Origin of the sequence: Streptomyces sp. NBC_01451 (assembly GCF_036227485.1) — a bacterium.
GTDB lineage: Bacteria > Actinomycetota > Actinomycetes > Streptomycetales > Streptomycetaceae > Streptomyces.
The window spans coordinates 3,635,482-3,661,983 of record NZ_CP109479.1; the positions used below are offsets into that span (position 1 = coordinate 3,635,482).

18 protein-coding genes are annotated in these 26,502 nt (G+C 71.0%); 11 read left to right on the plus strand and 7 right to left on the minus strand.

Annotation, left to right across the window (positions count from 1 at the left end):
• Positions 1 to 370: 370 nt before the first annotated feature.
• The 5 genes from OG595_RS15775 to OG595_RS15795 all read left to right on the plus strand — a co-directional run bounded on the left by OG595_RS15775 (position 371) and on the right by OG595_RS15795 (position 10,493).
• Entirely contained in the window at positions 371 to 4,078 is a 3,708-nt protein-coding gene (locus OG595_RS15775; protein ID WP_329282913.1) for an FHA domain-containing protein, read from the plus strand.
• Positions 4,079 to 4,403: 325 nt separating this feature from the next.
• Positions 4,404 to 5,774 (plus strand): ABC transporter substrate-binding protein, encoded by a 1,371-nt coding sequence (locus OG595_RS15780; RefSeq protein WP_329272499.1) that lies wholly within the window; start codon positions 4,404 to 4,406, stop codon positions 5,772 to 5,774.
• A 10-nt stretch (positions 5,775 to 5,784) separates the two neighbouring features.
• Positions 5,785 to 7,137: a carbohydrate ABC transporter permease gene (locus OG595_RS15785; RefSeq protein ID WP_329272502.1), complete on the plus strand. Its 1,353-nt coding sequence runs from the start codon at positions 5,785 to 5,787 to the stop codon at positions 7,135 to 7,137.
• On the plus strand, positions 7,134 to 8,051 hold the full coding sequence (locus tag OG595_RS15790) for a carbohydrate ABC transporter permease (protein ID WP_443073041.1): 918 nt from the start codon (positions 7,134 to 7,136) through the stop codon (positions 8,049 to 8,051). Before OG595_RS15785 ends, OG595_RS15790 begins: the two co-directional genes overlap by 4 nt.
• Before the next feature lie 165 nt (positions 8,052 to 8,216).
• Positions 8,217 to 10,493, plus strand: coding sequence for a bifunctional glycosyltransferase/CDP-glycerol:glycerophosphate glycerophosphotransferase (locus OG595_RS15795; protein WP_329272504.1), 2,277 nt, complete (start codon positions 8,217 to 8,219; stop codon positions 10,491 to 10,493).
• Here the strand turns inward: OG595_RS15795 and OG595_RS15800 are convergent.
• A complete protein-coding gene (locus OG595_RS15800) occupies positions 10,483 to 10,896 on the minus strand; it encodes an organic hydroperoxide resistance protein (RefSeq protein WP_329272506.1) in 414 nt (137 codons plus the stop codon). The two genes, OG595_RS15795 and OG595_RS15800, sit on opposite strands and share 11 nt — an antisense overlap.
• A gap of 121 nt (positions 10,897 to 11,017) precedes the next feature.
• On the opposite strand from OG595_RS15800, the gene OG595_RS15805 reads away from it, so the two are divergent.
• On the plus strand, positions 11,018 to 11,476 hold the full coding sequence (locus OG595_RS15805) for a MarR family winged helix-turn-helix transcriptional regulator (protein WP_329272508.1): 459 nt from the start codon (positions 11,018 to 11,020) through the stop codon (positions 11,474 to 11,476).
• Positions 11,477 to 11,531: 55 nt separating this feature from the next.
• On the opposite strand, the gene OG595_RS15810 is transcribed toward OG595_RS15805, so the two are convergent.
• Positions 11,532 to 13,070, minus strand: a complete 1,539-nt coding sequence (locus OG595_RS15810; RefSeq protein WP_329272511.1) for a glycosyltransferase family 39 protein — start codon at positions 13,068 to 13,070, stop codon at positions 11,532 to 11,534.
• A gap of 90 nt (positions 13,071 to 13,160) precedes the next feature.
• Here OG595_RS15810 and OG595_RS15815 point away from each other — a divergent pair, with 90 nt between their 5' ends.
• Complete coding sequence (locus OG595_RS15815; protein WP_329272514.1) at positions 13,161 to 14,420, plus strand: glycosyltransferase family 87 protein; 1,260 nt, start codon at positions 13,161 to 13,163, stop codon at positions 14,418 to 14,420.
• A 62-nt stretch (positions 14,421 to 14,482) separates the two neighbouring features.
• Complete coding sequence (gene galE, locus OG595_RS15820) at positions 14,483 to 15,499, plus strand: UDP-glucose 4-epimerase GalE (protein ID WP_329272516.1); 1,017 nt, start codon at positions 14,483 to 14,485, stop codon at positions 15,497 to 15,499.
• Positions 15,500 to 15,577: 78 nt separating this feature from the next.
• Here the strand turns inward: galE and OG595_RS15825 are convergent, their stop codons facing one another.
• Entirely contained in the window at positions 15,578 to 16,222 is a 645-nt protein-coding gene (locus tag OG595_RS15825) for a response regulator transcription factor (RefSeq protein WP_329272519.1), read from the minus strand.
• Between the two features lie 52 nt (positions 16,223 to 16,274).
• A complete protein-coding gene (locus OG595_RS15830) occupies positions 16,275 to 17,426 on the minus strand; it encodes a sensor histidine kinase (protein WP_329272521.1) in 1,152 nt (383 codons plus the stop codon).
• Between the two features lie 202 nt (positions 17,427 to 17,628).
• Between OG595_RS15830 and OG595_RS15835 the strand changes: the two genes are divergently transcribed.
• Positions 17,629 to 17,817, plus strand: coding sequence for a hypothetical protein (locus OG595_RS15835; protein WP_329272523.1), 189 nt, complete (start codon positions 17,629 to 17,631; stop codon positions 17,815 to 17,817).
• A gap of 190 nt (positions 17,818 to 18,007) precedes the next feature.
• On the opposite strand, the gene OG595_RS15840 is transcribed toward OG595_RS15835, so the two are convergent.
• Complete coding sequence (locus tag OG595_RS15840) at positions 18,008 to 18,643, minus strand: TetR/AcrR family transcriptional regulator (RefSeq protein WP_443073042.1); 636 nt, start codon at positions 18,641 to 18,643, stop codon at positions 18,008 to 18,010.
• Positions 18,644 to 18,842: 199 nt separating this feature from the next.
• On the opposite strand from OG595_RS15840, the gene OG595_RS15845 reads away from it, so the two are divergent.
• Together OG595_RS15845 and OG595_RS15850 are read left to right on the plus strand one after the other, a co-directional pair.
• Positions 18,843 to 19,775 (plus strand): ABC transporter permease, encoded by a 933-nt coding sequence (locus OG595_RS15845; RefSeq protein WP_329272529.1) that lies wholly within the window; start codon positions 18,843 to 18,845, stop codon positions 19,773 to 19,775.
• Positions 19,776 to 19,797: 22 nt separating this feature from the next.
• Complete coding sequence (locus tag OG595_RS15850) at positions 19,798 to 20,631, plus strand: ABC transporter ATP-binding protein (RefSeq protein ID WP_443073342.1); 834 nt, start codon at positions 19,798 to 19,800, stop codon at positions 20,629 to 20,631.
• 73 nt (positions 20,632 to 20,704) lie between these two features.
• Here the strand turns inward: OG595_RS15850 and OG595_RS15855 are convergent, their stop codons facing one another.
• Together OG595_RS15855 and OG595_RS15860 are read right to left on the minus strand one after the other, a co-directional pair.
• Positions 20,705 to 21,148, minus strand: coding sequence for a GtrA family protein (locus OG595_RS15855; protein WP_329272531.1), 444 nt, complete (start codon positions 21,146 to 21,148; stop codon positions 20,705 to 20,707).
• A gap of 140 nt (positions 21,149 to 21,288) precedes the next feature.
• Positions 21,289 to 26,262 (minus strand): NAD-glutamate dehydrogenase, encoded by a 4,974-nt coding sequence (locus OG595_RS15860; RefSeq protein ID WP_329272533.1) that lies wholly within the window; start codon positions 26,260 to 26,262, stop codon positions 21,289 to 21,291.
• Positions 26,263 to 26,502: the final 240 nt, after the last annotated feature.

Here is a 26,502-nt window from a genome sequence, read left to right on the forward strand (position 1 = left end):
GACGAAAGGCGTCGAAAAAGTCGACGGAAAGTCGTCGGAGAGTCTTCGGAAATCGGAAAGTCGACGGGAAGACGTCTCGATCGGTGCCTTCGGTTGCCGAATCCCGAACGTGACCGATCTCAAATCGGTTACCAAATCGATCTCAAACGGACAGTCGCCAGTCACTGGTCAGGCACTTTTGCGGGCAGAGGCGACCATTCAAGATCACTTATGGGTGGGGGGCGGGCGCGTTGTCAGTGGCAGGTGCGAGGATGCCTCCAGTACTGGCCTACGTGCTCGTGTGCGGTGGGAGAAGTCCGCGGTGGTGGGACCCGTGGCGTGGCTTCGTCCTCCTTTCCGGGTGTCCGTGCAGAAGGGACCGCTGACGGCGATGCAGATCCGGCTGACCGTCGTAGACCCGCTGGGGCCGCCCTCGGAGCCGTGGGCGCGCGCCGCGAGCTGCGACGTACTGGTCACCGCTCCCGCCGGCACGGCGCTCGCCGCGGTCGCCTCGGCCCTGGCGTCGGCGGTCGCGGGTGACGGGGGTTCGTCACTGCCCGAGCGCGGCCGGGAGCGCGAGAGCGGCGGCCCGGTGGTGCTGTACGCGGGCGACCAGCGCCTCGACACCCAGCGCTGCACGCTCGGCGAGCCTCCGTTGGTGGACGGCGCGGTGCTCGCCCTCGGCACCCCCGCCGATCCCGAGCCGCACCCCGAGGCGGACGAGGTGGCCGCCCAGCTGCACGTGGTCGCGGGCCCGGACGCGGGCGGGGTCCATCTCCTGCACGGCGGCCAGATCACCATCGGCCGCTCCGCCGACGCCGACGTCCCGCTGGACGACCCGGACGTCTCCCGGCTGCACTGCGCGGTCACGGTCTCGGAGGACGGCCGCATAGCGGTAGCCGACCTCGGCTCCACGAACGGCACGACGCTGTCCGGCACCCGCCTCGACACCCGCCCGGTCCGCCTCGCACCGGGCGCGCTGCTGCGCATCGGCGAGTCGGCCCTGCGGCTGACGCCCCCCGGGGACGCGGGCGCACGCGTGGGCACGACCCCGGACGGCGAGGGGCACGTGCGCGTGAGCGTCGACGAGGGGCACCCGAAGGCCTCGGGGCGCTCGGCGGACGAGTCGCACAGGAACGAGAACAGGACCGGGAACAGGGACGAGGACACCCGGAACACCGGGAGCACCGAAAGCGCCGCGAGCGCTCACAGTCGGCGTCCCTCCCCCGCGTCCGGTCCGTCCCGGGTGCCTTCCGCGCGCGTGCAGCCCGGCGGCATGGCGAAACCGCCCTCCGGGGAGACCCATCACGCCTACGGTTCGGCGAGCTGGGGGGCGGCAGGAGGCGCACCCGGATCACGGGGCGCGCGGAGTTCGGCCGGGGCGGAGGCGGAGACGGCGCAGCCGCTCGTCCCGGGGCAGGGCCGGGCACCACGGATCGAGAGCCGGGGAACCACGGGCCCGGCGGGGACGGGCCGGGCATCGGGCGGCGGCGGGGACACCCACGGTGCCGGGATCTCCGTCGCCGGACGGGTGTCCGGGGGTGCCGCGGTACCCCCGGCACGCGCTCACGACGAGGCGGACCCGGAGGCCTCCGCGGGCGGCGGACGCAAGGGGACACCCCTCCGGGGGACGGACGTCCCGCAGGGCGTGCGCAGGCGCGGCGGGCTCTCCAAGTGGGCGCGCCGGCTGACCGGCGGGCGCTCGGAGGACGAGACAGCCGACGGCGAGGCGTACGACGAGGGCCCGGTGTCCGACCCGGCGGCCCCGGAGTTCGCGGACGCCCCGCCGCAGGCACCGGAGAGCTGGCCCGACCCGGCGACGCTGCTGCTCACGGCCCTGGGCCCCGGCCCCCGGCTCTGGGAGCGCGGCCCCGGACACCCGGAGGCGCTCACGGTCCGGCTCGGCACGGCCGACCGCGCGGCCCCCGACGGCTCGGGGCTGCTGCCCGCCGTACCGGTGACCGCCGGGCTGCGCGAGGTCGGGGCACTGGGGCTGGCGGGGCCCCGCGCGCGGCTCGCGGGTCTGGCCCGCGCGGTGGTGGCCCAGCTGACGGCGCTGCACTCCCCCGAGGTCCTGGAAATCGTCCTGATCAGCACGGACCGCTCGCGTACCTCCGAGGAGCGCGCCGCCGAGTGGTCCTGGCTCGGCTGGCTCCCGCATCTGCGCCCCGGGCACGGCCAGGACTGCCGCCTCCTCCTCGCCTACGACCGTGAACAGGCCACGGCCCGCGCCGACGAACTCCTGCGGCGCCTGGAGGACCACGACACGGAGGTGGCGGCGAAAGGCCCCGCCGCCGGTGGCGGAGAACCGGCCCGGAGTGCCCAGGGCGACCGTGGAGCGGACCGGCGGCCCTCCTGGGCCCGGGACGACGACGCCGACGGGCCGGCGGACGGTTTCGCGGGGCCGTACACCGTGCTCGTCGTGGACGGCGACCCGGGCGGTGCCGCCGTCCGGGAGGCCGTCGCGCGGCTGGCACAGGAAGGACCGCGGGCCGGGATCCACGTCGTGTGCCTCGCGGAGACGGAGGCGGCGTCGCCCGCGTCACCGGTGACGGAGACGTACGAGGCGGCGTGCGCGGCCTCGCCGCCGTTCCGTGAGTGCGGGGCGGTGGCGCTGCTCGGCGGTGACGTGGCCACGGCTCTGCATGTGATGCGGGTGGCGCGGGCGGGGGCGACCGCGCCTGGGCGCACCGGCTCCCCCGACAGCGGCACCGGCACCGGCACCGACGACACGGCGGGCCGGACGGCCGCCGGGAGCGCCGGGCCGGTCGGGCAGGGCTCCGTCGCCGCCGTGGACGCCGTGTCCCTGGCCTGGGCCGAGCGGTTCGCGCGGGCGCTGGCTCCGCTGCGCACCGACGGTGCGGCCGGTGGACGCCAGCAGCGCGTCTCCGCACCCTTGCCCCAAGCGGCGCGGCTGCTCGACGAGTTGGGGCTCGCCCGGGCCACCCCGGCGTCCCTGATGGCCCGTTGGGCGGACGCCGCCGACGACAAGGACACGCTCGGCGGCCGGGCCTGGGCCGTCCTCGGCGCCGGTCCGCGCGGGCCCGTCGGCGTGGACCTCGCGGCCGAGGGTCCGCACCTGCTGATCGAGGGGCCGCCCGGCAGCGGTCGTACGGAGTTGCTGCGGGCGGTCGTCGCGTCGCTGGCCGCCGCCGAGCGGCCCGACCGGCTGGGCATCGTGCTGATGGACGGCAGGGACGGCACCGGCGGGAGCGGTGGCGGTGGTGGCGGGACGCCGCACGGGGAAGGGCTTCGGGTGTGCACCGACCTTCCGCATGTCACCACTCACCTCACGGCCAACGACCCGGTCCGGATGCGGGAGTTCGCCCAGTCGCTGAGCGCCGAGCTGAAGCGGCGGTCCGAGTTGCTCGGGCGGGTCGGGTTCGCCGAGTGGCACAGCGGGCGCGAACTGTCCGCCCGGATCGGTCCGCAGCGGTCGGGATCAGGGTCCGGGGCAGGGTCCAAGTCGGCCATTCACGGTTCGGTGGGCGCGGGGGCAGGAGAGGGCGCCGGGGATCTCGATTCGCCGCCCAGTTCGACGATGCGGTTGCGACCGGCGGCGAGCCGTCAGCGTACGGAGACACCGCCCCTGGCCCGTCTCGTGGTGGTCGTGGACGATCTGGACGCGCTGGTGTCACCGGCGCTGGGATCACCGGGGCGGCCGTCGGCGGGGTCCGTGGTGCGGGCGTTGGAGGCGGTGGCCCGGGAGGGCGAGCGGCTCGGAGTGCATCTGGTGGCCGCGGCGGGCGTGGGCGGGCGTACGGCGGAGACGGAGCTGGCCCGGGGGGCCGCGCTGCGGGTCGTGCTGGACGCGCCGGCGCCGGGGCCGGACGAACCCGCGGCCGGGCGGGGGCGGTTGAGCGGGGCTGACGGGAGGGGGATCCCGTTCCAGGGCGGGCGGGTGACGGGGCGCATCCCTCGTACGGCGACGCTGCGGCCGACTGTCGCCGCGCTGGACTGGCAGCGGATGGGGGATCCGCCGACGCGGCGGCCGGTGCGTGAACTGGGCAATGGGCCGACGGACTTGGCGCTGCTGGCGAGTGCGTTGGAGCGGGCGGCGCGGTCGGTGTCGGCTACAGAGGTGCCGTCGCTGCTGTGACCCGGGGGCGTTTCTCGCCCCCGCCGCCCTTACCCGTCCCATCCCGTTTCTGGGGGCTGTGCCCCCAGACCCCCGTTCGCGCTGAACGCGCTCGTCCTCAAACGCCGGACGGGCTGGATGGTGCCGGGCGGGTAGGAGAGCGTTTCGGGGGCACCCGGTGAACAGACCGAGACGGGTGGGCTGGTGGGAAGCGAAGGACACGACGCGGTCACGATCAGTCGCTTGACACCGCAGGCGTACTTGCCGACCCCCACGACCGGGCGTAGACCGGAGCCCACGGGACAGCGCCGAGCACGTTCAACGCCGAACGACGAACGGGGCACACATGCGCAGCATGCTACGTACACGCACCCTGACCGCCCTCTCCGCCACAGCCCTCGCTCTCGCCCTCACCTCCTGCGGCTCCGACGACGAGCCGGGCGACAAGGGCACCGAGACCGGCACGGGCACCGGCGGCGACACCTCCGCCTCCGTGAAGCTGCCCAAGCTCGACGGCCAGACACTGGAAGTGGCCGCCGTCTGGACGGGACCCGAGCAGGAGAACTTCACCAAGGTTCTGAAGGAGTTCGAGAAGCGCACCGGCGCGAAGGTCAACTTCGTGCCGACCGGCAACAACACGTCCACGTTCCTCGGTACGAAGATCCAGGGCGGCAAGCCCCCGGACGTCGCGTTCCTGCCGCAGGTCGGCGTGCTGCACCAGTTCGCCGAGAAGGGCTGGCTCAAGCCGCTCGGCGCGGATGCCCAGGCCCAGCTGGACAAGAACTTCGACACCGGCTGGAAGGAGCTCGGCGCCTTCGAGGGCAAGCAGTACGGCATCTATGTGAAGGCCGCCAACAAGTCCCTGGTCTGGTACAACACCGCCGCGTTCGAGGCCGCGGGCCTCACCGAAGCCCCCACCACCTGGAAGGACTTCGTCGCCACGGCCCAGACCCTGTCCGACGCGGGCTCCCCGGCCGTCTCCGTCGGCGGCGCCGACGGTTGGACCCTCACCGACTGGTTCGAGAACGTCTATCTCTCGCAGGCGGGCCCGGAGAAGTACGACCAGCTCGCCCAGCACGAGATCAAGTGGACCGACTCTTCCGTCAAGGACGCCCTGACCACCCTCGCCGAACTCTGGGGCAAGGACGACCTCCTCGCGGGCGGTCGCTCCGGCGCGCTGGCGACGGAGTTCCCGAAGTCGGTCACCCAGACCTTCACGGGTGACACCCCGGCGGCGATGGTCTTCGAGGGCGACTTCGTGGCCGCCAGCATCAACGCGGACACGAAGGCCAAGATCGGCACGGACGCGAAGGTCTTCCCGTTCCCGGCGGTCGGCGACCAGGCACCCGTCGTCAGCGGCGGCGATGTCGCCGTGGCGCTGAAGGACGGCGCGGGCGCGCAGGCCCTGCTGACGTTCCTCGGCTCGACCGACGCCGCCGAGATCTGGGCGGCGCAGGGCGGTTTCCTCTCGCCCAGCAAGGCGATGGACCAGTCGGCGTACAAGGACGACGTCACCCGGGACATCGCCAAGGCCCTCATCGCGGCCGGCGACGACTTCCGCTTCGACATGTCCGACCAGGCTCCGGCCGCCTTCGGCGGTACCCAGGGCGTCGGCGAGTGGAAGGACCTCCAGGACTTCCTGAAGAACCCGAAGGACATCGCGGGCACCCAGCGGAAACTAGAGGCCGACGCCGCCAAGGCGTACAAGAACGGCTGACGGCCCCGGCATGGAGTCGAAGACGGACACAGTCGGCACGACGGCCCATCAGACGCAGAGAGAAAAGACCAAGAGCGTCACCGGCACCCGCTGGTGGGTGGCAGGCCTGTTCCTGCTGCCCGCCCTGGTCCTGCTGGGCTCGCTCGTCGTCTACCCCATCGGCTACTCGATCTGGCGCAGCCTGTACGACGCCGACGGCTCGGCCTTCGTCGGCCTGGAGAACTACGGCGACATCTTCACGAACGACGCCACGCTGACCGCCGTACGCAACACGGCGATCTGGGTGGCGGTCGCGCCCGCCCTCGTCACCGCGCTCGGTCTGATCTTCGCGGTGCTGACCGAACGGGTGCGCTGGGGTACGGCGTTCAAGCTGATCGTCTTCATGCCGATGGCGATCTCGATGCTCGCCGCGGGCATCATCTTCCGCCTCGTCTACGAGGCGGACCCGGACCAGGGTGTCGCCAACGCGATCGTGACGTCCGTGCACGACGCCTTCGTGGACGCCTCCGTCTATCCGAAGGCCCGTCCGAACGCCCAGGCCAGCGATCTCAAGGCGTCCGGCGGCGGCTCGTTCACGTCGACCGGAACCGTCAGCCCGGGCACCCCGGCACTGCTGCCCCTCGTGGGCATCGCGCCCAACAAGCTCCCCGGCACGCCCGAGGACGCGAAGGCGGCCGGCGCCTCCGGCTCCGGGATCAGCGGCACCGTCTGGCTGGACTTCAAGCTCGGCGGCGGCGGTACGAAGGGGCAGGTCGACCCGGGTGAGAAGGCGCTGGAGGGGGTCAAGGTCGAGGCCGTGAAGGACGGCAAGGTCGTCGCCTCGGCGACCAGCGGCGCCGACGGGACCTTCAGTCTGCCCGCCGACGCGGACGGGGCTCAACTGCGCCTGCCCGGCTCGAACTTCGCCGCCGCCTACAGCGGCATCGACTGGCTCGGGCCCACCCTGGTCACCCCGGCGATCATCGGCAGCTACACCTGGATGTGGGCCGGGTTCGCGATGGTGCTCATCGCCGCCGGGCTCTCGGGCGTGGACCGGAATCTGCTGGAGGCGGCGCGTGTCGACGGCGCCAACGAGTGGCAGGTCTTCCGGCGGGTCACCGTGCCGCTCCTGGCACCCGTGCTGGTCGTCGTGCTCGTCACCCTGATGATCAACGTGATGAAGGTGTTCGACCTCGTCTACATCATCGCCCCGCAGCCGAGTCAGGACGACGCCAACGTCCTCGCGCTCCAGCTGTTCCTGTCGTCGTTCGGCGGGGGCGGCAACTACGGCGTCGGCAGCGCCATCGGCGTCATTCTGCTGTTGCTCGTGCTGCCGGTGATGTTCGTCAATCTGCGTCGGCTCAGGAAGGAGCGTCAGCGGTGACGGCTCTCGACCCGACCCTCGACCCGCCCCTCGGTCCCCCCGTCGACCGGCCCGTGCGCGCCAAGCGGTCCCTGGCCGCCCGCGTGGCCGCCGGGGCCGCGGGCGGCGTGATGCGGTTCTTCCTCATCCTGGTCGCGCTCGTCTGGATGGTGCCGACGTTCGGGCTGCTCATGTCGTCGTTCCGCGACCCGACGGACATCTCCACCTCCGGGTGGTGGAAGGTGTTCACGGCTCCCGGGCAGCTCACCGCCAAGAGCTACCGGACGCTGCTGGAGAACGACGCGATCACCAGTTCCCTCCTCAACACCGTCTGGATCACGGTCCCGGCGACGCTCCTGGTCGTCATGATCGGCGCGATGGCCGGATACGCCTTCGCCTGGATGGACTTCAAGGGGCGCGACTGGTGGTTCCTGGTCGTCGTCGCGCTGCTCGTCGTGCCCGTGCAGGTGGCGCTGATCCCGCTCTCCGACCTCTTCGGGAAGATCGGGATCTTCGGCGACATCATCGGGGTGGTGCTGTTCCACGTGGGGTTCGGGCTGCCGTTCGCGATCTTCCTGCTGCGGAACTTCTTCGCGGAGATCCCGCGCGAGCTGCTGGAGGCGGCCCGGCTGGACGGCGCGGGCGAGATCAGGCTGTTCGCGACCGTCGTCATGCCGCTCGCCGCGCCCGCCATCGCGTCCCTGGGGATCTTCCAGTTCCTGTGGGTGTGGAACGACATGCTGGTCGCGCTGGTGTTCTCCGACTCCCAGTCGCAGCCGCTGACGGTCGCACTTCAGCAGCAGGTACGGCAGTTCGGCAGCAACATCGAGGTACTGGCGCCGGGCGCGTTCATCTCGATGGCCATTCCCCTGGTCGTGTTCTTCGCGTTCCAGCGGCAGTTCGTGTCGGGGGTGATGGCGGGCGCGGTCAAGTAGGACGATCAAGTCGCGCGGTCAAGTAAGCGGATAAGCATCCCACTTGTGGGGTTACGGGTTCAAACGCCCATGTCCCCCACATGCCGCAATCGGCGTAACCAAGTCACTCCATCGGCCGTTCCCGGGCAGTAGGCCCGCGCCGACCCGCCGACCCATGGATGTGCCTTGCCCAGGTTCAGTGTCATCGTCCCCGCGTACAAGGTTCAGGCGTATCTGCAGGACTGCCTGGAATCGGTGCTCGGCCAGTCGTATCCGGATCTCGAAGTGATCGCCGTCGACGACAGCTCGCCCGACGCATGCGGTGCGCTCGTCGACGAGTTCGCGGCCCGCGACGCCCGTGTGCGCGCCGTCCATCTGCCGGAGAACGGCGGGGTGGGCGGGGCGCGCAACGCGGGCATCGAGCACGCGACCGGGGACTATCTCGTCTTCGTCGACGGCGACGACACCCTCGCCCCGGACGCGCTGCGGTCCATCGCCGACCGGATCAAGGAGGCGGGCGACCCGGACGTCGTCGTCTACGACCACGCGCACGTCCTGTGGACCGGCGAGACCGTCCGCAGCCCGTTCCTCCACCAGCTCACCGAGCAGGGTCCCGTCCCCTTCCGGCTGGACGACCGGCCGTTGCTGCTCAAGCTGCCGCTGGTGGCCTGGAACAAGGCGTACCGGCGGGAGTTCGTCGAGAGCGAGGGCCTCACCTTCGCGCCCGGCGCCCACACGGACACCTCGTGGACGGTCCCGGCGCTGCTGGCCGCCGAGTCGGTCGCGACCCTGGACCGGGTGTGTGTCCGGCACCGCCGGCCGCGGCAGATCACCAACGCCCCCGCCGATCAAGGCGATCACGGGCACTTCGACATCCACGACCAGTACGACCGGGTCTTCGCGTTCGTCGACGCGCGCCCCGAACTCGCGCACTGGCGGCCGGTGTTGTTCCGCCGGATGGTCGACCAGCTGATGGCGGTGCTGGCCCGTCCGGACCGGCTGCCGCGCACCGCCCGCGCCGAGTTCCTGCGCAGGTCCCGGGCCCACTACCGCCGTTACCGCACCCCGGGCGCCGCCGTACCGCTGCACGCGCGGCTGCGGCACCTCCTCGTCCGGACGGGCAGCTACCGCACGTATCGGCTGGTGCGGCTGGCGTCGGCTCTGCGCAAGCACACCACCCGCCTAGCCAAGTCCCTTGCGCGCAGCGTCCGTTCGGCCGCCCTGCGGCTGCACTACGGAGTTCAGCGGCGGCTGCCGCTGCGCGCCGACCGGGCCGTCTTCACCAGTCACTCCGGGCGCGGGTACGGCTGCAACCCGGGGGCCCTGGAGGCCGCGTTCCGTTCCTTCGTGCCGGGCATGCGGACGGCGTGGGTCGCCCGCCCCGAGTTCCACCACACGCTCCCGACGGCGACCGCCCGGGTGCGACCGGGCACCGCCGCCTACTGGACGGCGCTGGCCCGCTCCAAGTATCTGGTGAGCAACGCGAGTTGGGACGAGAGGTTCGTGAAGCGGGCCGGGCAGGTGGTGATCCGGACGCAGGCCGGGACGCCGCTGAAGCGCATGGGCCTCGACCTCCAGGACCGGCCGGCCGCCGCCCGTGACACCGACTTCGGCGCGCTCCTCGCGGACGTCGACACCTGGGACCACTGTCTGTCGGCCAACCGCCACTCGACCCTCGTATGGGAGCGGGTCTTCCCCGGCGGTTACGCCACCCTCGAAACGGGGCAGCCCCGCAACGACGTGTTCCAGCAGGCGACTTCGGCGGACGTGACCCGGCTGCGCGAGTCGCTGGGCATCCCGGAGGGCTCGGTCGCCATCCTGTACGCGCCCACCCACCGCGACTATCTGCGCGGCCCCCGCCACACCCTCGACCTGGAACGCGTCCTGCGCCAACTCGGCCCGCGCTACGTGCTGCTGGCCCGCGCGCATCACCTCTACGACGCTCCGCTGACGCCCGCGTCCGGCGGCCGGCTCATCGACGTGACCGATCATCCGAGCATCGAGTCGTTGTGCCTCGCCTCGGACGCGCTGGTCACCGACTACTCGTCGCTGATGTTCGACTACGCCAACCTGGACCGGCCGATCGTGATCCACTCGGACGACTGGGAGGCGTACGAGGCGGCCCGTGGCACCTACTTCGACCTGCGCGCCTTCCCGCCGGGCGCGGTCGCGCGCAGCGAGGACGAGCTGATCGACATCTTCGCGACGGGCCACTGGCGCGGTTCGCGCTCCGCGCAGCTGCGGTCGGCGTTCCGCGAGCGGTTCTGTCCCTACGACGACGGGCGGGCCGCCGAACGGGTCGTCCGGCGGCTGGTGCTGGGCGAGACGGCCGGACAGTTGCCGGTCACCTCGCCCGCCGAGCGTCACCCGGTGCCCTCGGCGGCGGCCACGTTCACGAGCGCTCCGCTCGCGAGCGTGCCGCAGCCGCAGTCCGGCGCCGAGGGTGCGCGTACTACTCGATGACGAGGTCGACCTCGATGTTGCCGCGCGTCGCGTTGGAGTACGGGCAGACCTGGTGGGCCTGCTCGACGAGCTTGCGGCCGGTCTCCGCGTCCACGGTGTCGGGCAGCTCGACGCGGAGGGTGACCTTGAGGCCGAAGCCCTCGCCCTGCTTGCCTATGCCGACCTCGGCGGTCACGGCGGCGTCGCTGACGTCGACCTTGGCGCCGCGGCCGACCAGGCCCAGCGCGCTGCCGAAGCAGGCGGCGTAACCGGCGGCGAAGAGCTGCTCGGGGTTGGTTCCGGCGCCGTTGCCGCCCATCTCGACCGGCAGGGCCAGCGGGAGGTCGACCTTGCCGTCGGAGCTGACGGCGCGGCCCTCGCGGCCGTGCGTGGCGGTGGCGACTGCGGTGTAGATGGCGTCCATGGAACCCGTCCCTCTCATCAAGCTTCCCTGGAGCCCCTTGCGGGGTTCCTTGTGGAGATAACTTAAGCACACAATTCAATTGTGCACAACTGAATGGCAGGCAAAGAGGTATCGTGGAGGCATGTCAGCAACCTCCGCCGAGGACTTCCTCCGTCTCGACCAGCAGATCTGCTTCTCCCTGAACGCGGCGTCCCGCGCCTTCAACGGCGTCTATCGCGTGGTCCTCAAGGACCTCGGGCTCACCTACCCCCAGTACCTGGTGATGCTCGTGCTGTGGGAGCACGGACAGCTGCCCGTGAAGAAGGTCGGCGAACACCTGCGCCTCGACTCCGGCACACTGTCACCGCTGCTCAAGCGGCTGGAGACGGCCGGTCTGGTCCGGCGCGAGCGCAGCTCCCGGGACGAGCGGTCGGTGGAGGTGCGGGCGACCGAGGAGGGCCTCGCGCTGCGCGAGCGGGCGCTTCAGGTGCCGCGCCGGATCGTCGCGGCGACCAGCTTCGACGTGGACGAGATCCGGGCGTTGCGGGCCCGTCTCGACGAGCTCACCGTCGCCCTGGACGCGGCGGCGCGCAACGCGTAGGCGCTGTGCCTGTGCGCGGTGAGGCGGTGAGGTGTGTCGGTCGGGTGCTACGTCGTCATGGCTGGTCGCGCAGTTCGCCTCGCCCCTGTCGGGGCGCTGTTGTTGGCCTGCGTTCGTAGAGGCGCAGGGTCACGCCACTGCCCCTGAACTCCCGTCTCGGCTCGAACTGCTCCCCCACCACCGTCAGCTTGGTCCGTTCGGTCGGGTCGGCCGGACGCCAGGACGGGCGCAGGGCGTACGGTTCCGCGACCAGCCAGACGTGGTCGAGTCCCGCCAGCTGCCGCCGTAGCGCGGCCGGGTCCGCCTCGACGCCGTAGAGCGTGCCGGATGTGCGCGCGGACTCGGCGAGCGCCACGTCCCGGGTGCCGTGGAACCCCTTCGGGTACGCCAGCGCCGAGCGCCGTCCGATGGCCGGCAGGAACAGCACCGGGTCGCCCGGGCGCAGTTCACGGGCCGCGAGCGCGGAGGCGACGGCGAGGTTGTCGCCGCCGCGCTGGGCCATGGAACGGTCCTGCCGCAGCAGCGGCAGTTGATGCGCGCAGACGAGGGCCACGGCGAGCGCCCCGGCCGCGGTGACGGCCGCGCGGGGCGGACGCGTCACGGCCCGCGCGACGCGGTCGGCCCCGGCGGCGGCGAGCAGGGGGGCGCCGGCCAGGGAGTACAGGACGTAACGGGCGTCGTAGAGCGGTGACCACTGGGAGACGGTCATGAGGATCGCGGGCGGTACGACGAGCAGGGGGAGGGCGACGGCCGGGAGGGGCAGGCCACGGCCGGTGCGCTCGGACCAGGGGCGGCACAGCGCCAGGTACATGAGGATCAGGCAGGGGGCGAGGACCTCGTCCGTCGGGCCGGCGAACTGGCGTACGAGGTGGTCGACGCTGCCCTGTCCGGGTGGCCGCAGCCACGACACCTGTGCCGACTGGGCGTGCGAGAGCAGTGCCAGCGGGAGCAGCGCCGGTGCCACTGCGCCGGCCGTGCACAGCCAGCCCGCCCACACCCGCCGGGGGACGCGGGCGAGCGCGAGGGTCACGGCGTGCGCGAGCAGCAGCAGTACGGCGAACTCATGGAGGAGACAGGTGACGGCGACGACCACTCCGTACGGCACCCAGGAACGGCCACCGACCGCCCGCACCAGCAGCAGTGTCGCGCCGGCAGCACCGGCCGCGACCATGGCGTACGACCGGCCCTCCTGGGCGTAGTGGCCGGCCATCGGGTTGATCGCGTACAGCAGACCGGCCCAGAGGCCGACGCGCGGGCGGGCCAGCCGGGCGCCGAGGGCCGCGACGAGGCCGGCGGTGACGGCTGCGGCGAGGACGGACGGGAGCCGCAGGAGGACCTCGCCGGGGTGGACGGCGAGGACGGGCCGCATGAGCAGGTAGTACAGGCCGTGCACGGCGTCGACGTGGTGCAGCAGCCGCCAGATCTGCGGCACCGTGCGTCGCGCGACCTGGAAGGTGGCCGCCTCGTCACGCCATATGCCGCCCCGGTCGAGCCCCCAGGAGCCGATCACCAGCATGACGGCCATGGGGATCACGGGGACCGCGACGGCGGCTGTCTTCTTGTTCATCTCCTTGTTCATCGGCCGGTTGATCACGGGCCTGATTTTGTGCGATTAGACAACCTTTGTTGCTTTTCAGCGGTGAATTGACGTGAATATGGCATTCGTGCGGCTTACGATCCCGCCGTGACGAGACCCTCCACCCCCTCCGCCCGCCTCCTCACCCTCGCCGTCGGCTGGGCCGCCTCCCGGGCCCTGATGCTGTGGCTGCTGGTCCACGACGACATCCCGCTGCTCGGCGGCGGCGGGGTCGCGCGTGAGGTGCAGCGGCTGTACTTCCGCTGGTACGGCGTCCTGACGCAGGGCACGTTCCCGGCGGACGACACGCTGTGGCAGTACCCGCCGGGCGCGGGTCCGGTGCTGCTGTCGCCCGCGCTGCTGCCGACGCTGACCTATTTCGAGGCGTTCGTGGCGCTCACGCTCGCCACCGACGTCCTGGTCCTGCTGGCCCTCACGCGCGCGGGCTGCCGTCCGGGCCGTTCCCTGCGCGGCTCCGTGTACTGGACGGCCGGCCTGCCGCTTCTCCTCCAGGTACCGCTCGCGCGCTACGACGTGCAGGTCACGGCGTTCGCCGTCATCTCCCTGTTGACGTTGTCGCGTTCCCCGCGCGCGTGCGGCGCGTTCGCGGCACTGGGCGCCCTGGTGAAGGTCTGGCCCGCGCTGGTGCTGCTGGGCATGCCGAAGGGCCGTACGACCCGGTCGGCGTGGACGTCCGCGACGGTCACGGCGACGGCCGCGCTGGCACTCCTGGCGGTGGCCTTCAGCAACCCGTTCTCCTTCCTGCGCCAGCAGGGCGGGCGGGGCGTGCAGATCGAGTCGTTCGGCGGTACCGCGCTCTCCCTCGCCACCCGCGCCGGGTGGGAGGGGCGCGTGCGCTACCAGTACGGCGCGATGGAGTTCGTGGGCCCGTACGTCTCGGCCGTGGCGGCCCTCTCCCTCGCCCTGACGGCCGTGGCGTTCGGGCTTCTGCTGCTGTGGCGGGTGCGGGCCCGGCACTGGACGGAGGCGACGCCGTTCGACGCGGCACTGACCGCCGTACTCCTCTTCACGGTCACCAGCCGGGTCATCAGCCCGCAGTACCTGGTCTGGCTGCTCGGGCTGGCCGCGGTGTGCCTGACCTCGCGGTACACCAGTCAGCGCCCGGTGGCGTGGCTGCTGCTGGCGGCGGCCGCGGTGAGCAGTGTCGACTACCCGGTCATGTACGCCGAGGTCATCCAGTGCACCTGGACGGGCGTGACGGTCATGGTCGTACGCAACGGTCTGCTGGCCGCGGCGGCGGTCCTGTCCTTCGTACGGCTGTGGCGCGCCGCCCGCCCGGCCGTGGTTCCGCTCCCGTCCCCTTCCCTCGCCCGTCCACTCCCCGAGCGGGAACTTAGTGCGTCTTAACGGGAGTTAACTGACAAAGTTCGACCGACAGACCACCCGACCACACGAGGGGACGGCCGCACATGACCTGGCTGATCACCGGCGGCGCCGGCTACATCGGGGCGCACGTCGTGCGCGCGATGACCGAAGCGGGCGAACGGACTGTGGTGTACGACGACCTGTCCACCGGAATCGCCGAGCGCGTGCCGGACGGCGTACCACTGGTGGTCGGTTCGACCCTGGACGGGGAACGGGTGGCGCGTGCCCTGCGGGACCACGAGGTGACGGGTGTGGTCCATCTGGCGGCGAAGAAGCAGGTGGGCGAGTCGGTGGACCGCCCCCTGCACTACTACCGGGAGAACGTGGAGGGGCTGCGCGTCCTGCTGGACGCCGTCACGGCGGCCCGGGTCCCGTCCTTCGTGTTCTCGTCCTCGGCGGCGGTGTACGGCATGCCGGAAGTCGACCTGGTGACGGAGGACACGCCGTGCGCGCCGATGAGCCCGTACGGCGAGACGAAGCTGGCGGGCGAGTGGCTGGTCCGCTCGACGGGCCGGGCGACGGGCCTTTCCACCGCCTCCCTCCGCTACTTCAACGTGGCGGGCGCGGCGGCCCCGGAACTGGCGGACGTGGGCGTCTTCAACATCATCCCCATGATCTTCGAACGCCTGACGGCCCATGAACCCCCGCGCGTCTTCGGCGACGACTACCCGACCCCGGACGGCACCTGCGTACGGGACTACATCCACGTGATGGACCTGGCGGAGGCCCATGTGGCGACGGCCCGGGCACTGGAGGCGACCCCGGGCCGTGAACTCACCCTCAACATCGGCCGGGGGGAGGGCGTTTCGGTCCGCGAGATGATCGACCGCGTGAACGCGGCGACGGGCCACACCCTCCCCCCGGTCATCGCCCCGCGCCGCCCGGGAGACCCGGCGAGGGTCGTGGCCTCGGCCGACCGCATCGCCACAGAACTGGGCTGGAAGGCCAAGCACGACGTCCAGGACATGATCACCTCGTCGTGGGAGGGCTGGCTCCGACTGCATCCGGAGACGAGCACAGAGACGGAGCCAGAGACAGGAACAGGAACGACGGCGCCCTAGCCGCACCACGGGTACGACGGCCTCCGTGTCACCGGCCATGACCGGTTGCCCCTGCGTGACACTGCCCGTCACTGACTGTTACTGGTTGTTCAGATACGCCAGTACCGCCAGCACCCGGCGGTGTCCGCTGTCGCTCGGGGGCAGGCCCAGCTTCAGGAACACGTTGCCGATGTGTTTGCTGACCGCGCGTTCCGTGACCACGAGGGTCTTGGCGATCATCGTGTTGTCGTGGCCCTCCGCCATCAGCTTCAGGACCTCGCGCTCGCGCGGGGTGAGGGAGTCGAGGGGGGAGTCGCGGCGGCGGATGAGGAGTTCGGCGACGACCTCGGGGTCGAGGGCCGTACCGCCCGCGGCGACGCGGTCCAGGGCGTCGAGGAACTCGTCGACCCTGCCCACGCGGTCCTTCAGGAGGTAGCCGACGCCGCTCGCACCGCCGCCGAGCAGCTCCGCCGCGTACGACTCCTCCACGTACTGGGAGAGGACCAGCACCGGGAGGCCGGGGATCTGCTCCCTCGCCTCCAGCGCAGCCCGCAGGCCCTCGTCGCGGAAGCCGGGGGGCATCCGGACGTCCAGTACGGCTACGTCCGGGCGGTGTTCGAGGATGGCCGGCAGCACCTCGGGGCCGCTGCCCACTTCGGCCAGGACCTCGTGCCCGACCGACGTCAGCAGCAGGACGAGCCCTTGTCTCAGGAGGGCGTTGTCCTCGGCGATCACTACGCGCATGACGGTCCTGTTCTCGATCCGGTCCGGCCCGCCGGCCAAGCGACGGTCGCGCTCACCATACGCAGGGCAGTTCCACCTCGATCACGGTCGGTCCCCCCACCGGGCTCGACACGTCCACGTTCCCGTCCAGCGCGGCCACCCGGCGGCGCATCCCGAGCAGTCCGGTGCCGCCCTTCTCGTCGGCGCCGCCCTTGCCGTGGTCGCCCACCCGGACCTTCAGCCCCCTTGGTACGCGGGCGAGTTCGACCCAGGCGGTCGGCGAGCCGCTGTACTTCGCCGCGTTCGTCAGCGCCTCGGCGACCACGAAGTAGGCGGCGGCCTCCACCGCCGCGGGCGCCCGTACGCCGTCCTCGACCCCGTCGTCGACCACGCCGACCTCCAGGCCGCTGCTCGACGCCAGGGCGCGTACGGCACCCACGAGGCCCCGGTCCGTGAGGATCGGCGGATGGATGCCGCGCACCACGTTGCGCAGCTCGGTCAGCGCCTCCTCGGCCTGGTCCTGGGCGTCCTCCAGCAGTTTGCGGGCGGCGTCCGGGTCACGGTCGTAGGCCCGTTTCGCGAGGCCGATCCGCATGGACAGGGAGACCAGGCGGGCCTGGGCGCCGTCGTGCAGGTCCCGTTCGATGCGCCGGAGTTCGGCCCCGTGCGCGGCGACCGCGTCGGCCCGGGTCGCCTTCAGCTGCTCGACGCGCTCGACGAGCTGCGCCTTGGGCGAGGGCTTGAGCAGGGCGGCCGACCAGGAGGCGTCGAGGTCGGCGAGCCTGCTGATGAGGGGGAGGACGACGGCCTCGCGGCCCAGCAGTCCGCACCAGACACCGTCGACGACGAGGCCGACGGGCCAGAGCGGGATCATCAGCAGGGGCAGGGCGCCGTACACGTAGTGGGCGAACATCCAGCGCAGGTCGGTGCGCGTACCCGGGTCGCGGACGACCGTGCGCAGCTTCTCCTTCAGCCTGCCCTCGATGGGCAGATACGCCTCGGGGATCTCCACGCCGGACCACTCGGTCGCCATCCGCCGCTTGGTGCCCGCGAACCGGCGGATGAGCAGGACCGTCTCGGGGAGCATCGCGATGCCGACGACCGCGACCGAGACGGTGGCCGTGATCAGCAGGACCGTGATGAATATGTACGAGCCGAAGGCCAGGATCGCTCCCGCGACCAGCTGGACCGTGGCCCGCGCCGCTTGCCGCAGTGTCGTCCACATGGTCATCAGGCTAGGGGACGGGTCACCGGGTGCGCGGGAGACCCAGCTCCCGGACGGGGGTGTAGCCCGCTACACCATCGGTTCGGGAGCGCACTCCCTCGTGGCGGCGGGCGGCTGCCGGGATCGTTGACCTCGGAAGTCCACGGCTCCCCAACTCGGCTCCACGGTCGGCAGGAGCTACCCACCTCGGAAGGAAAATCCCATGAAGGCGCTCCTCTCGTCCCGCCCGGTCCTCTGGTTCCTGTTCCTGTTCAACCTCACCGTCGCGGCGGTCGCGCCCTTCGCGGTGGACGGCGCACAGGGCCTCGCGACCAGCGCGGGCATGGGAGTCGTGTCGCTGGGCGCCGGGACGGCCCTGCTGAAGGGCCGCCGCCAGGGACAGCAGGCCTGAGCGAACCCCGGGCGGAGAAACCCCGGGGCAGGACAGGGCGGGATATGACGGGGGCGGGCGGTGACCATCACGGTCACCGCCCGCCCCCGTTCCGCCGCACGACCGGCTCTTCGTACGGCAGTCCCGTCGTACGACCGTCTCGACGCGCAACCGTCCCGTGGCACAGCCATTCCGCCGCGCGACCGCGCCGTCACAGCGCCTGCAGCGCCGCCGTGGTCGCGCGGGCCAGCGCCGCCAGGTACCCCTTCGGCAGCTTCGGGTTCCGGATCACGACCGAGCGCCAGTAGAGCGGCCCCGAGATCAGGTCGAGGGCCAGGTCGGGGTCGATGCCCGGGCGGACCTCCCCCCGCGCCTCCGCCGCCGCGACGATCCCGCTCGCGACGCCTTCCTGCCCCTCCCGCAGCGCCTTCTGCATGGCGTCGGCGATCTCGGGGTTGCGGGCGGCCTCCGCCTGGAGGTCGGGGATGACCTGTGAGGCCACCGGGTGGCGCAGCGCGCGGGAGGTCAGCTCGTACAGCAGCCGCAGGTCGCCCTCCAGCGTGCCCGTGTCCGGCGCCGGCAGACCCTGCACCGCGATCGCCGAGACCAGGTCCAGCACCAGGTGCAGTTTCGAACGCCAGCGCCGGTACACCGCCGTCTTGCCGACGCCCGCCCTGCGCGCGATGCCCTCGATGGACATCCGGGCATACCCGACGGCCGCCAGCTCCTCGAACACGGCCGCCCGGATGGCCTCCGTCACGTCCTCCCGCAGTACGGCGGCTCCGGCGGGGGCCCGGCGGCGGGTCCGTGCCGGCGCGGTCCCGGGCTCGTCGGTGTTCGTCGTCATACGGACCAGCATAGGGGCGTGACGACGAAACGGTTGCGTTCCGACGCCGAATCGGATTACGCTCCCGTTACGACGATACGGTCCCGTCCCGACGTAAGAGTATGGCAAGAATCGCGTAAGGAACCCAAGGAACCGGCGGGGGACGCCTGAAACGGGAACCGGTCGCGCACCCACTTCCCCCCGAGCGAAAGCAGCGGATGTGAGCCAGGCCCTCGACACACCGCCCCAGTCCACGCCATCCCCCTCGCAGGTCACGCAGGCAGGCGACGACCTCACGGCGCTCGCCGTCCGGTACGGCCTCTCGGTCAGCGGCGCCCGCCCCAGCCTGCGGACGTACGTCAGCCAGCTGTGGGCCCGGCGTCACTTCATCACCGCGTTCGCCACCGCCAAGCTCACCGCCCAGTACAGCCAGGCGAAGCTCGGCCAGATCTGGCAGGTGATGACCCCACTGCTCAACGCGGCGGTCTACTACTTCATCTTCGGCGTCCTGCTGGGCACCAAGCACGGGGTGCCGGACTACATCCCGTTCCTGGTCACGGGCGTGTTCATCTGGACGTTCACCCAGAGCTCGATCATGGCGGGCACCCGCGCGATCGCCGGCAACCTCGGCCTCGTCCGGGCCCTGCACTTCCCGCGCGCGGCCCTGCCGATCTCCTTCTGCATCCAGCAGCTCCAGCAACTGCTGTTCTCGATGGCCGCGCTGATCGTGATCCTGCTCTGCTTCGGCATCCCCGTCACCGCGTCCTGGCTGCTGGTCATCCCCGCCCTGGCACTCCAGTTCGTGTTCAACGCGGGCGTCTCGATGATCATGGCGCGGATGGGCGCGTCGACTCCGGACATCGCCCAGCTGATGCCGTTCATCCTGCGCACCTGGATGTACGTGTCCGGGGTCATGTGGAGCATCGACAAGCTGACCACGAAGGACCACCTGCCGCATGTGGTGTCGGTGCTGCTGGAGACCAACCCGGCGGCGATCTACATCGACCTGATGCGCTTCGCCCTGATCGACAGCTACCACTCCAGCCAGCTGCCGGCGCACGTCTGGCCGATCGCGGCCGGCTGGGCGCTGCTCGTTGGCATCGGCGGCTTCATCTACTTCTGGAAGGCTGAGGAGACGTACGGCCGTGGCTGAGAACCCGAGCAACCCGAGCAACGTGAACACCGCGAACAACCCGAACAGCCTGAGTGACCAGGGCGAGCAGATTCCCACCGTCGTCGCCAACGGCGTCGACATCGTCTACCGGGTCAACGGCACGGGCGCCGGCCGCGGCACCGCGACCGCCGCCCTGAACCGCATGATGCGGCGCAAGCAGTCCGAGAAGGCGGCCGGCGTGCGCAAGGTGCACGCCGTCAAGAACGTCTCCTTCGTCGCCTACCGCGGTGAGGCCATCGGTCTGATCGGCACCAACGGCTCCGGCAAGTCCACGCTGCTCAAGGCGGTCGCCGGACTGCTGCCGGTGGAGAACGGCCACATCTACACGGACGGCCAGCCCTCCCTCCTCGGCGTCAACGCGGCCCTGATGGGTGACCTGACGGGCGAGCGGAACGTCCATCTCGGCGGGCTCGCGATGGGCATGTCCCGGGAGCAGATCAAGGAGCGCTACCAGGGCATCGTCGACTTCTCGGGGATCAACGAGAAGGGCGACTTCATCACCCTCCCCATGCGGACGTACTCCTCCGGCATGGGCGCCCGCCTGCGCTTCTCCATCGCCGCCGCCAAGGACCACGACGTGCTGCTGATCGACGAGGCGCTGGCCACCGGCGACCGCTCGTTCCAGCAGCGCTCCGAGGAACGCATCCGCGAGCTGCGCCAGCACGCGGGCACGGTGTTCCTGGTCAGCCACAACAACAAGTCGATCCGCGACACCTGCGACCGCGTCCTGTGGCTGGAACGCGGCGAACTGCGCATGGACGGCCCGACGGACGACGTACTGAAGGAGTACGAGGCCTTCACCAACCGCCCGGCCAGGCCCGCCCGCGCCGCATAGGGCCTGCCGGGCGTGCCACCGCGCCCCGAAAGGGGAGCGGGCTGCGTCGAGCTGCGGCCGCGCCGCGGAGCGTTCAGTGCCGGAACACCCAGGTCCGGTACACGAGGAACCGGAACGCGGACGCGAGCACGATCGAGACGCCCTTCACCTCATTCGACTCGACGGGCCCGTGCAATCCCAGACCGTGATATCCGATGTAGAACAGCCCGCTTTCCATCGCGATGCCGATCGCGCTGAACACGAAGAACAGCGCGATCTGCTGCCTGGTACGTGAGGCCCTGTCCCGGTACGTGAAATAGCGGAAGCCCAGATAGTTCGTACCCATGGCGATGAGGCTGGCGAGGACCGTGGCCGTCATCGCCCGCCAACCGAGGCCGTGCAGCAGCAGATTGAAGACCAGGAAGTTCACGAGCACGCCACTGCCGCCGACGGCCCCGAATTTCACCGCTTCGAGGATTACCTGCCGCACCGACCGGGCCGGAACGGACAGCCGATCCTCGGAGACATTCACACTCACGCCGCGACTTTATCCGAGGCGTCCCGCCTAGCAGGAAAGGGTAAATTCCCCGTCTGCTTTTCTCTAACAGTTGTCAAGAAAAACAGGGGTGCCCCGAGCCGTCACGGCTCGGGGCACCCCCGCACTCGGGCGCGTACAGCCTACGAATGACTCCGCAGCAGCGTCCGCATCGTCCGCATCGCGACCGACAGGTTCGCCAGGTCGAAGGCGTCCGAGCTCTGGATCTCGTCCAGGGTCGTGCGCGCCCGGCCCAGGAGCGCGGTGTTCTTCTGCTCCCACGCCTTGAAGCGCTGCTCGGGCGTCGACGAGCCGTTGCCGACCGCGAGGACGTCAGCCGTGAGGGACGCGTGGGCCGCGTACAGGTCCTCGCGGATGGAGGCGCGGGCCATGGACTGCCAGCGGTCGGCGCGCGGCAGCTCGATGATGCGGTCCATGAGCTGGGTGATGTGGAGGCGGTCGGCGAGGTCGTAGTAGACCTCGGCGACGTCCATCGGGTCGCGGCCCATCCGGTCGGCGACCGAGACGATGTCCAGCGTCGGGAAGGCGGACGAGAAGCCCGCGACCCGGGTGGCGAGTTCGTCGGGGACGCCGGCGCCCGTCAGCTCGTCGTAGATCTTCTGGTACCACTCCAGATCCGCGCCGCTCAGCAGCCTGGCCAGCTGGGACCAGACCTGTCCGACCCGCTCGCCGAAGAACTCGACGGTCTCCGTGAGTTGCACCGGCTGCGGCCGGTTGTTGAGCAGCCAGCGCGTGCCGCGCTCGACAAGTCGCCGCGAATGGAGGCGGATCCGGGTCTGGACGGCGGCCTCGACCTTGTTGTCGAGCGCCTCGACCGCGTCCCACACCGAGGCGGAGTCGAAGATCGCGCGAGCCGCGGTCTGCGCCCGCACCACCTCCTCCAGCGAGGCGCCGGTCTCCTCACGCAGCCGGTGCAGGAAGCTCGTACCGCCCGCGTTGACCGTGTCGTTGACGAGGACCGTCGTGATGATCTCGCGGCGCAGCGCGTGCCCCTCGATCTGCTCGGGGAACTTCTTGCGCAGCGCGCTCGGGAAGTAGGCGTCCAACAGGCGGCGCAGGTAGGGGTCTTCCGGCAGTGAGGTCTTCAACAGCTCGTCGGCGACCGTGATCTTCGTGTAGGCGAGGAGCACGGCCGTCTCCGGACCGGTCAACCCCTGGCCGCCGCTGAGGCGTTCACGGATCTGGCGGTCGGTCGGGAGGAACTCCAGCGCCCGGTCCAGATGCCCTTCCCGGACCAGGTGGCGCATGAAGCGCTGCTGGGCGTGGAGCATGTCCTTGGACTGGGCGAGGGCGTTGGCGATGGCCGTGTTCTGCGCGTAGTTGTTGCGCAGGACGAGGACGCCGACCTCGTCGGTCATCTGGGCGAGCAGCTTGTTGCGCTGCTTGACCGTCATGTCGCCTTCCACGACAAGGGAGTTGAGCAGGATCTTGATGTTCACCTCGTGGTCGGAGGTGTCCACGCCCGCGCTGTTGTCGATGGCGTCGGTGTTGATCTTCCCGCCGATCTGCGCGAACTCGATCCGCCCGAGCTGGGTGAGCCCGAGGTTGCCGCCCTCGCCGACGACCCTGACGCGCAGGTCGGCGCCGTCGACGCGGATGGCGTCGTTGGCCTTGTCACCGACGTCGGCGTGCGACTCCGTACTCGCCTTGACGTACGTGCCGATGCCGCCGTTCCACAGCAGGTCGACCGGCGCCTGGAGGATCGCCTTCATCAGGTCGGCCGGTGTCATCTTGGCGACCTTGGCCTCGATGCCGAGCGCCTCGCGGATGTGCGCGTTGACCGCGATGGCCTTGGCGGAACGGGGGAAGACACCGCCCCCGGCCGAGATCAACCGGCTGTCGTAGTCCGCCCAGCTGGACCTCGGCAGCTCGAACAGGCGCCGCCGCTCCGCGTAGGAGGTGGCCGCGTCCGGGTTCGGGTCGATGAAGATGTGCCGGTGGTCGAAGGCGGCGACCAGCCGGATGTGCTCGCTCAGCAGCATGCCGTTGCCGAACACGTCACCGCTCATGTCACCGACACCGACGACGGTGAAGTCCTCGCTCTGGGTGTCGACGCCCAGCTCGCGGAAGTGCCGCTTGACGGACTCCCAGGCGCCGCGCGCGGTGATGCCCATGCCCTTGTGGTCGTACCCGGCCGAGCCGCCCGACGCGAAGGCGTCGCCGAGCCAGAAGTTGTAGGCCTGGGCGACCTCGTTGGCGATGTCCGAGAAGGTCGCCGTGCCCTTGTCGGCGGCGACGACGAGATAGGTGTCGTCCTCGTCGTGCCGTACGACGTCGGCGGGCGGCACGACCTCGCCGGCCACCAGGTTGTCGGTGATGTCGAGGAGCGCCGAGATGAACGTCTTGTAGCTCCTGACCCCCTCGGCGAGCCACGCGTCCCGGTCCACGGCCGGATCCGGCAGCTGCTTGGCGACGAACCCGCCCTTGGCGCCGACCGGCACGATGACGGTGTTCTTCACCATCTGCGCCTTGACCAGCCCGAGGATCTCGGTACGGAAGTCCTCCCGCCGGTCGGACCAGCGCAGCCCGCCGCGCGCGACCTTCCCGAACCGCAGGTGGACGCCTTCCACCTTCGGCGAGTAGACCCAGATCTCGTACGCCGGACGCGGCGCGGGCAGGTCCGGGATGGCCTGCGGGTCGAACTTCATGGAGACGTAGTCGTGCGGCCTGCCGCCCGCGCCCTCCTGGTAGAAGTTCGTCCGCAGGGTCGCCTTGATGACGGTGAGGAAGGACCGCAGGATGCGGTCCTCGTCGAGGGAGGCCACCTGGTCGAGGGCCGCGTCCAGCTCCTCCAGGAGGGCGTCCGTCAGCTCGACGCCCGCCCGCTGCCGGTCCGGCGACATCCGCGCCTCGAACAGCGACACCAGCAGCCGGGTGGTGTGGACGTTGTTGCGGAGGGTGTCCTCCATGTAGTCCTGGCTGAACGTGGAACCGGCCTGCCGCAGGTACTTGGCGTACGCGCGCAGCACCAGCGCCTGCCGCCAGTCGAGGCCCGCGCTCAGCACCAGCGCGTTGAAACCGTCGTTCTCGGCCTGCCCGGTCCAGGTGGCCGAGAAAGCCTCCTGGAAACGCTCGCGGCCGTCGTCCCCGAGATAATCCCCGCCGCCGCTCAGCGACTTGGGCAGCCGGAGCCCGAAGTCGTAGATCCAGGCGGTGGTCCGGTCCGAGCAGCGCAGCTCGTACGGCCGCTCGTCGACCACCTCGACACCGAGCCGGTTGAGGACGGGGAGCACGGAGGACAGCGAGACGGACTCGCCGGTGCGGTAGATCTTGAAGCGGCGCTCACCGGGCGCGGCGCCCACCGGCTCGTACAGGCTCAGTGCGAAGTTCGTGCCGACGCCCAGCTTTTCGAGGTGGACGAGGTCGGCGACGGCGGCACGCGGAGTGTGGTCGGCCTTGTAGCCCTCGGGGAAGGCGTTCCCGTAGCGGCGCAGCAGTTCGGCGGCGCGCTCCTCGCCGCACTCGGCGTTGAGTGCCTCGCCGAAGCCGTCGGCCCAGGACCGGGCGGCCTCGACGAGCCGGGCCTCGATGCGCTCCTTGTCCTGGTCGGACAGCTGCGGCAGTTCGGTGCCCTGCGGGACGCGGACGACGAAGTGCAGCCGCGACAGGATGGATTCGGTGTTCCAGGCGGTGAAGTCGACGCTGATACCGCCGAGTTCCTCCTTGAGGATGTCGATGATCCGCAGCCGTACGCCGGTGGTGTACCGGTCGCGGGGCAGGTAGACGAGGGCGGAGTAGTAGCGCCCGTACTCGTCCTGGCGGAGGTAGAGCCGCAGCCGGCGCCGCTCCTGGAGGTAGAGCACCGAGGTGACGATCGCCCGGAGTTCGTCGGGCGGCGTCTGGAAGATCTCGTCGCGCGGGTAGGTCTCCATGATCTGGAGCAGATCGCGCCCGTCATGGCTGTTGGGCGAGAACCCGGCGCCCCGCAGCACCTCTTCGACCTTGCGGCGGACGACGGGCACCCGGCGCACGGACTCGGTGTAGGCGGCCGAGGAGAACAGCCCGAGGAAGCGCCGCTCGCCGACGACCTCGCCGTTCTCGTCGAACTTCTTGACCCCGACGTAGTCGAGGTAGGAGGGACGGTGCACGGTGGCGCGGCTGTTGGCCTTCGTCAGCACGAGGAGCTTGTGCTCGCGGGCCTTGGCCCGGGCGTCGGCGGGCAGCCGCTCGAAGGACGGGCTGACCGGATGGCCCTCGTCCTCGGAGTGGTGCGGGTCGGCACGCAGGATGCCCAGCCCGGTGCCGGGCACGGCGGCCAGCGAGTCGTCTCCGCGCAGCTCGTACTCGCGGTAGCCGAGGAAGGTGAAGTGGTCCTGCGCGAGCCAGCGCAGCAGTTCGCGCGCCTCCTCGACGTCCTGGTCGCGCAGGTCGTCGGCGGTCGGCTCCTTGGGCAGTTCCTCGGCGATGCGCAGCGCCGCGTCGCGCATCTTGTCCCAGTCCTCGACGGCCTCACGGGTGTCGGACAGGACGCGCAGCAGGTCGCTGGTGATCTGCTTCAGATCGGCGCGGTCGGTCTCGCGGTCGATCTCGACGTGGATCCACGACTCGACGTGCGCGTCGTGCGGCAGGTCGGCGCCCCCGACGGCCGCGCTCCCGGTGGCCTGGTCGGGCAGCACCTCGATGAGCCGGCCCGTCAGGTCCCGGCGTACGACGAACTGCGGATGGACGACGAGATGGATGCCGCGGTTCTGCCGGGACAGTTCGTTGGTGACCGAGTCGACGAGGAAGGGCATGTCGTCGGTGACGACCTCGACGACGGAGTGGCTTGAAGTCCAGGCGTTCTGCTCGACGGTCGGGGTGTGCACCCGCACGCTCGCCGTACCCTGCGGGCGGATCGCGCCCAGCCGGTAGTGCGAGAAGGCTGCTCCGAAGACGTCCTCCGGGTCTCGGCCCGCGAGGTCCTCCGGGGCGGTGTGCAGGTAGTAGCGCTGGAGGAACGCGAGCACGGTGTCGTGGTCCGGGGTTCCGGGGTCTCCGCCGGGCGCGGTTGCACGTGTCGTCCCGGTCGGTAGGTACTCCCCGACCGGGCTGTTCTCAGCTACCCGGGCGGCCCTTTCGAGCAGCTCGGCCTTGGCTTCGTCCAGCTTGGTCTGCATTGTCCTCTGGCTCCTGTCGCGCGCCGTTGCGTGACGTAGAAGGAAGTGCGGTCCCTCTTCCGGCACAACGCCTCGACGCGGGGTCTCCGGTCTGTTCCGACGCTATGCCGCAGGGTGGGAAGAGCGGGGGGTTATCAGCCATTCTCGGCATCCCGGCGGAGTGTGACGCTGCTCTCGGCAACGCCGGTCCGTGGGATGCGTACGGCGTCCTGGGAACCCTCGGGGTTCCGTCCCGCCCGC